The sequence below is a fragment of the Anaerococcus nagyae genome (assembly GCF_017874535.1).
GTDB classification, from domain to species: Bacteria; Bacillota; Clostridia; order Tissierellales; family Peptoniphilaceae; genus Anaerococcus; species Anaerococcus nagyae.
Genome location: NZ_JAGGLS010000013.1, coordinates 22,838 through 31,546, shown reverse-complemented (window position 1 = coordinate 31,546; position 8,709 = coordinate 22,838). Strand labels below are relative to the sequence as shown.

At 31.8% G+C, this 8,709-nt stretch carries 5 protein-coding genes and 18 tRNA genes; all 23 read left to right on the top strand.

The features are described from left to right. Positions 1-19: 19 nt before the first annotated feature. The 23 genes from J2Z39_RS08375 to J2Z39_RS08265 all read left to right on the top strand — a co-directional run bounded on the left by J2Z39_RS08375 (position 20) and on the right by J2Z39_RS08265 (position 8,642). Positions 20-94 (top strand) — tRNA-Asn (locus J2Z39_RS08375). 53 nt (positions 95-147) lie between these two features. Next, positions 148-236: transfer RNA gene (locus J2Z39_RS08370), tRNA-Leu, on the top strand. A gap of 24 nt (positions 237-260) precedes the next feature. Continuing rightward, positions 261-337 (top strand) — tRNA-Met (locus tag J2Z39_RS08365). Positions 338-403: 66 nt separating this feature from the next. Continuing rightward, positions 404-478, top strand: a tRNA-Glu gene (locus J2Z39_RS08360). A 90-nt stretch (positions 479-568) separates the two neighbouring features. Next, positions 569-644: transfer RNA gene (locus J2Z39_RS08355), tRNA-Val, on the top strand. Between the two features lie 84 nt (positions 645-728). Further along, positions 729-805 (top strand) — tRNA-Asp (locus J2Z39_RS08350). A gap of 26 nt (positions 806-831) precedes the next feature. Beyond that, positions 832-907, top strand: a tRNA-Thr gene (locus tag J2Z39_RS08345). A 36-nt stretch (positions 908-943) separates the two neighbouring features. Then, positions 944-1,029: transfer RNA gene (locus tag J2Z39_RS08340), tRNA-Tyr, on the top strand. A gap of 52 nt (positions 1,030-1,081) precedes the next feature. After that, positions 1,082-1,155, top strand: a tRNA-Gly gene (locus J2Z39_RS08335). Position 1,156: 1 nt separating this feature from the next. After that, positions 1,157-1,233: transfer RNA gene (locus J2Z39_RS08330), tRNA-Arg, on the top strand. A gap of 84 nt (positions 1,234-1,317) precedes the next feature. Then, positions 1,318-1,393, top strand: a tRNA-Gln gene (locus tag J2Z39_RS08325). 3 nt (positions 1,394-1,396) lie between these two features. After that, a tRNA-Lys gene (locus J2Z39_RS08320) sits at positions 1,397-1,472 on the top strand. 144 nt (positions 1,473-1,616) lie between these two features. Continuing rightward, positions 1,617-1,706: transfer RNA gene (locus J2Z39_RS08315), tRNA-Ser, on the top strand. A gap of 61 nt (positions 1,707-1,767) precedes the next feature. Next, positions 1,768-1,861, top strand: a tRNA-Ser gene (locus tag J2Z39_RS08310). Positions 1,862-1,876: 15 nt separating this feature from the next. Continuing rightward, positions 1,877-1,952, top strand: a tRNA-Phe gene (locus J2Z39_RS08305). Positions 1,953-2,002: 50 nt separating this feature from the next. Then, positions 2,003-2,078: transfer RNA gene (locus J2Z39_RS08300), tRNA-Trp, on the top strand. Between the two features lie 51 nt (positions 2,079-2,129). Continuing rightward, positions 2,130-2,206, top strand: a tRNA-Ile gene (locus J2Z39_RS08295). 60 nt (positions 2,207-2,266) lie between these two features. Further along, a tRNA-Ile gene (locus J2Z39_RS08290) sits at positions 2,267-2,343 on the top strand. Between the two features lie 512 nt (positions 2,344-2,855). After that, positions 2,856-5,597: an FIVAR domain-containing protein gene (locus J2Z39_RS08285; protein ID WP_209814756.1), complete on the top strand. Its 2,742-nt coding sequence runs from the start codon at positions 2,856-2,858 to the stop codon at positions 5,595-5,597. Continuing rightward, positions 5,584-6,072, top strand: a complete 489-nt coding sequence (locus tag J2Z39_RS08280; protein ID WP_209814754.1) for a hypothetical protein — start codon at positions 5,584-5,586, stop codon at positions 6,070-6,072. Before J2Z39_RS08285 ends, J2Z39_RS08280 begins: the two co-directional genes overlap by 14 nt. Before the next feature lie 182 nt (positions 6,073-6,254). Continuing rightward, positions 6,255-6,677: a hypothetical protein gene (locus J2Z39_RS08275; protein ID WP_209814753.1), complete on the top strand. Its 423-nt coding sequence runs from the start codon at positions 6,255-6,257 to the stop codon at positions 6,675-6,677. 120 nt (positions 6,678-6,797) lie between these two features. After that, the gene (locus J2Z39_RS08270) at positions 6,798-7,337 is read left to right on the top strand and encodes a hypothetical protein (RefSeq protein ID WP_209814751.1); all 540 of its coding nucleotides are present in this window, start codon (positions 6,798-6,800) and stop codon (positions 7,335-7,337) included. Positions 7,338-7,523: 186 nt separating this feature from the next. Next, positions 7,524-8,642, top strand: coding sequence for a transglutaminase domain-containing protein (locus tag J2Z39_RS08265; protein WP_209814749.1), 1,119 nt, complete (start codon positions 7,524-7,526; stop codon positions 8,640-8,642). The last annotated feature ends 67 nt before the right edge of the window (positions 8,643-8,709 follow it).

Genomic DNA, 8,709 nt, shown 5'->3' with positions numbered 1-8,709 from the left:
ATTTAATTAAGTATGATATGCTTAGGTAGCTCAATGGTGGAGCACCCGGCTGTTAACCGGTAGGTTGTGGGTTCGAGTCCCACCCTGAGCGCCAAATTAGTCTTAGTGTTATAAAAGTCACTAAGGTTAGATGAGTTTTATATTTGTGCCGGGGTGGCGGAACTGGCAGACGCACAGGACTTAAAATCCTGCGATGGTCAAACATCGTACCGGTTCGATTCCGGTCCTCGGCACCATTATTATGTGTTTATGTAAAATATCGCGGGATAGAGCAGTTTGGTAGCTCGTCGGGCTCATAACCCGGAGGTCGTTGGTTCAAATCCAGCTCCCGCAACCAAATTTCTGTAAAAAAGACTTGTATTACTTAACTATATATGTTATACTTATTAAGTCGTTTTAATAAGGCCCTATGGTCAAGCGGTTAAGACACCACCCTTTCACGGTGGTATCCCGAGTTCGAATCTCGGTAGGGTCACCAAACAAGCCTCTCTGGCTCATAAAGGAGTCGTGCTACAGCACGAAATACCGCAGAACGAAGTTCGAGGACTTTATAAAAGTTCTGCTTTACGGAAGTATAGCTCAGTTGGGAGAGCATCTGCCTTACAAGCAGGGGGTCACAGGTTCGAGCCCTGTTACTTCCACCAAATTTATAATCTACTTAGCTTTAGAGATATCATTTAGAGTAATGTAGTAAGACATAAGTATTAGAATAAAGACTAATGATTTATGGCCTGGTAGTTCAGCTGGTTAGAATGCCGCCCTGTCACGGCGGAGGTCGTGGGTTCGAATCCCATCCAGGTCGCCATTTGGATTGCAACAGTGATCCAATGCGCTGATGTAGCTCAATTGGCAGAGCAATTGATTTGTAATCAATAGGTTGTAGGTTCAAGTCCTATCATCAGCTCCAAAAAGTTTATAAAACTTTAATGAAAATGATATACTTGGGGATGTTCCAGAGTTGGCCAAATGGGACGGACTGTAAATCCGTTAGCTTTGCTTTCAGTGGTTCGAATCCGCTCATCCCCACCAAAATGCTTGTCCAGCTGATTGGAATTTTTATGAAAGCTGGAGATGTTATTTTGCGGGTGTAGCTCAGTGGTAGAGCCCCAGCCTTCCAAGCTGGTTGCGAGGGTTCGATTCCCTTCACCCGCTCCAGGCGCCCTTAGCTCAGTTGGATAGAGCAACGGACTTCTAATCCGTGTGTCCCAGGTTCGAATCCTGGAGGGCGCGCCACAACAAGTCTGACCGATTTGTGATATATATGTTGACAAACTTATATATTAGAGTATAGTAATTAATAACCGTGTACTAAAATATTGGGATATAGCCAAGTCGGTAAGGCACCAGACTTTGACTCTGGTATGCGTAGGTTCGAGTCCTGCTATCCCAGCCATACGATCCATTAGCTCAGTCGGTAGAGCACCTGACTTTTAATCAGGGTGTCCGGAGTTCGAATCTCCGATGGGTCACCATCTAAGAATAGCCTATTTCGCATGAGATAGGCTAATCTAATCTTATATAAAAGGCAAAAGTCAATATCGATTGGCTTAAAAGGAATCTTTTGCCATTTGATTACTTTTATAATTAAATAAGATACTTACTTGTTAAGTATATTTGGAGAGGTACCGAAGCGGTCATAACGGGGCGGTCTTGAAAACCGTTAGAGTCTTTGGCTCACAAGGGTTCGAATCCCTTCCTCTCCGCCAATACACCTATTTAAATATAGGTTATTAATATTTTATATAATCATAAATTAATAACTGATTAGGAGAAGTACTCAAGTGGCTGAAGAGGCTCCCCTGCTAAGGGAGTAGATCCTTTCAAAAGGGATGCGAGGGTTCAAATCCCTCCTTCTCCGCCATTATATTTTTAAAATGCCCAGATAGCTCAGTCGGTAGAGCAGAGGACTGAAAATCCTCGTGTCGGTGGTTCGATTCCGCCTCTGGGCACCATAAAACAAGTATTCTTGTTTTATTTTTTTATAGAGCTTGTCAACTCATATAGGGGAGTAGTTCAGCTGGTAGAACGTCGGTCTCCAAAACCGGATGTCGCGGGTTCAAGTCCTGTCTCCCCTGCCAAGAGTAAGCCGATCTAGAGCTTAACGTTATTAGTGAATGCTCAATAATTATGGACCTGTAGCTCAGGTGGTTAGAGCGCACGCCTGATAAGCGTGAGGTCGGTAGTTCGAGTCTACTCAGGTCCACCATAAGTTTTTATGTTTTATAAAATTAAATATAAAAAAGTTTAACACAATATTTTATATTGTGGGCCTCTAGCTCAGTCGGTTAGAGCGCCCGGCTCATAACCGGTAGGTCCAGGGTTCGAGTCCCTGGAGGCCCACCAAGTTTACACCCTTTTATAGGGTGTCTTTTTTTATTATTTATATAATAAATATTATTGTACAAACGAGTTATGTGCCTTTAGTTTCCTAATAATAGTTTTCTGTATTAATTTTATTCATTACAGAAGTTTTAAATGCAAGCATTTAAACCCAATTGGAACTTAGTACAAAATTTAATCCCATCAAGATCTTTTTTATAGTATTATAGTATTAATGTCCATATACTAATATAGTATAACGTTTCTTTATTTATAAGCTTATTTTTTATTTTGGAATTTATTTTTATAAAATTTAATAATATCTATCTCTTTATTTTTTATTTAAGACTTATATTAATTTTTTATAATTAGTTTATGATAAGGATTAGATATCAAAATTAGGTATTGTTGGAATTTCAATATTTAAACAACAAATCAGTTCTTGATATTTTTGACATTACTATATATATACTGTATAATTTATGTATCTAAAATTAAGTTAATTACTTAGGTTTATACTTATTTAGGAGCTATAAATGAAAAAGAAAAAAGTATATGCGGGAACTGTTGCTTTAGCTATTGCTGTTGGTACAATTATTCCCTTAGGAAATTACAATATTAATTCATCTGCCTATGCAGCTGAGATTGAAGATCAAAAAGAAAATAATGAAGAATTAAATAGTTTAATAGATGAGCAAAGTACTATACAAGACTCTGTTAGTTACAAAAATGCTAGCAAAATTGAAAGAGAAACTTACGATTTAGCTATTAATAACGCAAAAAATTCTAGTGATACTGATAATAAAGATAAGAAAACTTTAATAGATAATATAAAAACTGCTAAGAAAAATTTAGGTGGGAATTCTTATATTACATATGAAGATAGACAAGCTCTTAGCTCAACAATTGCAATGGCTAAGAAATTAGAAGTTTCCATAGTAAATAAAAATATCAGTGATGAAGATAAAAATAGATTAACAAGTGCTATAGATGAATCAACTAATATCTTAAATAACAATGAAGTAGATTCAAGTGATATTGATAAACAAAATAAAAATTTAGCTGGTATTATTAATGAATTAGAAGGAAAGTATGAACTTGATGGAGCTTCAGCCTTAACAAGTGATGATATTGAAAGTATTAAGGATACTGATTCAATTGCATATGGTAAAGCCCATAGTGATTTAGAGAACTTAGTAAATACTGTAAAAAAATTTACTGAATCTAGCGATTATTCAAAGATATCTAGTAAAGATATACTAAATAGCTTATCTACTTCATCTAATATTGCAAAGAAAGTTTACGATAATCCTAATTCAAGTACGGATGATTTAGTTTCTAGTTATAGAAACTTAAATAATGCTTATAATAAAGCTTTATCTAATATAAATAGAGAAAACACTGAATTTAATCGCTTAAAAGAACAAATTAAAACATATTCTAATAAACCTCAAAATTACGATAAGGCAAGTAAATCTGCCCAAGAAACTTATAATATAGCTAAGAAAAAAGCTCAAGGTTTATTAGCTGATTCTAAAGTATCTACTGAAGAACTAAACAAGGCTTTAAATAATCTAAAACGTGCAACCCTAACTTTAGCTCCAGTACCTATAAAAACTTTAGATGATAATAATTCTTCAAGAACTTATACAATCGATGATTTAAAAAGATTAGTTAATGAAGCTGATAATTATCGTGAAAATAATACTTATAAAAAATCATCTGCTGAAGCTAAAAAAGATTATGATAATGCTATAAAAGAAGCAGAAAAAATTATAAGTGCGGATAAGTATTCTGATAATGATGTAGAGAATATAATCAATAAAATTAATACTATTAAAAAAGAACTTGAAAACTCAGATAAAGGTAATGATTTAGGAAAAATTGATAAGGCAATAATTGAGCTTAAAAAACTTAAAAATAATTCAGAAGTAGTTAAGAAAGATTTAGTATATAAGAATGCTTCTGTTGAAAGTAAAGAGAATTACGATAAAGCTATAAATAAAGCAATTGATTTATTAGCTGAATATGCTAATGAAAAGCCGATTTCTACTGAAGATATTGATAATTGTATAGAAAATATTGAAAAAGCCTTAAAAGATTTAGGATATTATGAAGATACAAGTGAAGAAAACGACAAATCTCACTTAGAAGATTTAATATCAAAAGCAAAGTTTGCTATAAATCATAAGAGTTTTTCAAAATTTGCACAAACTGAAAGAGAAAGACTCAAGGATGCCTATGAAGAAGCTATGAAAGCTAGTACAGATGAGGAAATCAAATCAGCAATAAGTGATCTAGAAGCGGCTCTAAAACCATTTAGAGAATTAATCAATGATAATGATGAAGATATAGGTTTAAATAAACTATCTTTAGAAGAATTAGTAGATCTTGCCTATAAAGTTACAAAAGATAAAAATTACAAAAACGATGTTGGTCTTACTCAAGGTAAAAATCTTGTAGATGCAATACAGGCAGCGGAGAATTCTAAAACTAGCCAAGATGAAGAAGATTCTAAAAAAGCATTGATTAGTGCTCTAAGTCAAAGTGAAATAAAACCTATAGTTGATAAAATTCTAAATAATGATAGTTCTGACAAAGAGGAATCTGATGAAAATTTAAGTGCATCTATTAAAAAAATAATAGATGAAGATCATGACTTTAGAAATACTGATAAATACTCCAAGGCTCAGAATTCATTAAAACAAAAATATGAAAAAGCTATTTCTGATGCAAAGGAAGTTATTAAAGATAAGAGATCCTCAAAAGAAGAATTAAGAAAATCCTTGAAAGAGTTAGAAGATGCAAAAGAAGCTCTTGACGGGGATAAGTTTGAAGAAAAACTAAAAGAACTAGAGTCTATCTTTGCTGATAAAGGCAAAAATATAGCTGATTCAAAAATTAGATCGGACTTAGAGAAAAAAATAAATGGATTATCTGAAAGTGGAGATACCACTATGGATGATCTTTTAGCGGTTGAATCTGAGTTAAATAAAGCTATACCTAAGGGCGGAGTTAGTGGTAGCAATAGTCCAGTTACTTCTACTACAAAAACAACTACTACTGTTCCAAAGACAACTACTACAACCACACCAGTAACAACAACTAGACAAGTTCCTGCAACAATAAATCCAGGATCCATAGTAAGGACTGGTATAAAATCACTTGCAGGAGTAATAATAGTATTAGCAGTAGCCGTAGGAGCTTTTGTTCTTACAGGTAAAAATAAGGATAAAAATGAGGGTATAAAAAAGGAGAGAAAAGATGAAATTAAATAAAACATTAGTAGCAGCATTAGTATTAGGAATTGGTCTTACTGGATGTGACAATATGGTAGAAGATGAAAATAAAAAAGAAGAAGCAAAAACACCAGTAGTTGAAGAAAATGAAAAGCAAGCAGCAGATTCTACTGAAAAAGACTCTGATAAAGTAGAAGAAAATGAAGAAGAATCTACAGATAAAAAAACAGAGGATTTAGAGGACAATGAAAAATCTGATGAAGATAAAGAATCTGAAGAAGCTAATACAGAAAAAGAATCCTCAAAAGATAATAAATCCAAAGAAGAGAAAATAGAAGAATTGGAACAAGCTATATTTGATTTAAGATCATCTCAACGTGCGGTTGAACTGTTATTCCAAATCTCACCAGAATCTACTAAGGCACATGAAGATGAACTAAACTCTTTATTAGATGAATCAAATGATTTATTAGAAAAAGCACAAGATGCTCTTGCACAACTAAAAGCTGAATAATTAGAATCTAAGGCCCTATTGGGCCTTTTTAGCTAGCTTTATTAAGTATATTTAGGGATATAATGTCCAAAATGAAACTTCCAATTAATAAGGAATTGTAAATGAAGGAAAAATTAATTAAATTTGAAGCCTACCTAACTTTAGTTTTTATATTAATTATTCCTAAAGCAAATGCTTAAGAAATGAATAGTTACTATACATTAGAATCTGAGATTAGTCAAGAATCAAATTTAAAAGAATGTAATGACGATATTAACACTTATAATTTAAGAAATGATGATGTTAATAAAATAAAAAAAGAATTAGAAAATTCAGTAACTATAAGAGATAACAAGTCTACATATACAAAAAAGACTTATTTTTATTATAATGATGCTGTGATCTTTGCGAAATCTACACTTGAAAATCCAAGCTCTAGTATAGAAGAATTAAAATCAGCTTATAATAAGTTAATAGCTTCTAAAAATAACCTAGTCAAACTATCCCCAAATATAAATGAAGAAAAGCAAGATGAAATTAAGAATTTAGAAAAAGCTATTGAAGAATGTAAACTTACAAAAAAGGGAGCAGAAGTATATAGTAGAAAATGCGCAATATATTTCTAGTAAAAATATAGATTATTTACAAAGGTTAATTGACAAAGCTAACGAACTAATATTAGAAGGTAAACAAGTCTTAAATTATATAAATGGCATAAAAGGTTAAATTTACAGATTGGAGATAATATGAAAAACAATAAAAATTTGTTTAAAATACTTTTAGTAACAAACCTAGCTTTTTTAGGAATTGCTAGCCCTATAGCTCATGCAGATGAATCTCAAGCACAGGCAACTAGTCAAAATTCAAATTTTAATAATCAAGTTTCTCAATTAAAGATAGCTGTTGATGACATGGTAAATGTCGTAAATAGTAATGCTTATTATAACTATGCTAGTCAAGAATCTAAGGCAGAATATGAAAATGCTATAAATAATGGTAAATATTTACTCGCTAGACTAGATTCAGCTAATTATGAGGAATTAAGGCAAGCAACCATAAGAATAAATAATGCTAAAAATGCAATAGAATCTGAAACGTATCGTAGTGTCCAAAAGCAGGAATTAATGAAAGCTATAGAAGATAGTAAAATAACAATTAATGCAGCTAAAACTTTGCAAAAGCGAGCTGTTAATTTTTCTAAGAAGAATGCCGATTTGCTAGAAAGATTAATAAAAGAATCAGAAGCTTTAATAGCTGAAGGGGAATTAATGCTTTCTAAAATATAGTAGATTATAATACAGTATAAGTTTTTAAAGACCATTGCTGGTCTTTTTTTTTACAAGAAAAATATATAGTATAATATTATATAACTTATGGATTATTCTCATAAATAAATATTTTAAAACTTTAAAATAAGGTAAAAAAATGTATATTATATAATAATATAAATAAAAAATATTTAGGAGTTTGCATTGAAAAATAAACTTTTAACGGCTAGTCTTGCTGCTTTTTTAGCAATAGGCCCAGTAATAGATATACCTATATCTACATCTACTGCTTATGCAAGTAGTGTAGAGGAAGTTGCACAAATTGATACATCCGATCTAGAAAGTACTGTTAAAGCTGCTAAGTATCTTTTAGCTCATGCACCAAATACATTTAAAGGAGATAAGAAAGCTTACCTTGAAAGATTAATAAAAGAATCAGAAGATTTATTAAATATAGTATACAGGGCTAGAAGCCAAGTAAAAGATACTGATAATCTAAATATCAGAATTAAAAACATTATAAGATCTAATTTAAATAATAGAAACACTGAATTTACTATAAATGTAAATGGTTACACAACAAATTCTCAGTTGCAAGAATGGTTTCTAGAGACAGCTAAAGAAGACTGGTATTTCTTTTATAGTATGTATGGAAGAACGAATATAAAAACTAAATATAATCCTAAAAGAGCTAAAGGAGATAAGTTCTATGTTAATTCTGCTACCTTTAATGTAAGTTACAGAGAAGATCCATCAGTTGAAAAAGAAGTAGAAAGCTTTGCTAATAAGTGGGTGAGAGAAAATATTAGTGCAAATGACACTGATATTGATAAGGTATTAAAAATCCATGATTTTATAGTAACTCAAAATCAATATAATAGAGGAGATAGCAATAATATGAGTGGTGGTTATTCTATCTACCATCCTGCAAGTATACTTTATGGCAATGGTGGAGTTTGTAATGCTTATGCTACTCTTTTTGATAAACTAGCAACAAAGGTAGGTCTTGATGTAAGATATGCTACTGGAACTTCAAAAAAAACAGGGGAAGCTCATATTTGGAATATGGTAAAGGTAGATGGTAATTGGTATAACATAGATGTAACTTATGATGATCCAACTATTACTTTTAATGAAGGAGATATAGAAAATATAGAAGACTTCGTATCATATAATTATTTCTTAAAAAGTGACAATGAGATAGGAGAGTCAAGGATTATAGACAACGATGGCAATAGACCGCAAGGGCTTACTAGTATAGATACGGGCCTTAAAAGCTCTACTATACAGCTAATAGATGGATCATATAAAGTAGTTAAATAAAGTTCATATAAAGCTCTTTTATTTAAATATATATATGTATGAAACTGTAAAACTTATTAGCATTTCT

Coding starts and splice junctions, on each gene's coding strand:
- J2Z39_RS08275 (WP_209814753.1), top strand. CDS start 6,255: ATGAATAGTTACTATACATTAGAATCTGAGATTAGTCAAGAATCAAAT.
- J2Z39_RS08280 (WP_209814754.1), top strand. CDS start 5,584: ATGAAATTAAATAAAACATTAGTAGCAGCATTAGTATTAGGAATTGGT.
- J2Z39_RS08285 (WP_209814756.1), top strand. CDS start 2,856: ATGAAAAAGAAAAAAGTATATGCGGGAACTGTTGCTTTAGCTATTGCT.
- J2Z39_RS08270 (WP_209814751.1), top strand. CDS start 6,798: ATGAAAAACAATAAAAATTTGTTTAAAATACTTTTAGTAACAAACCTA.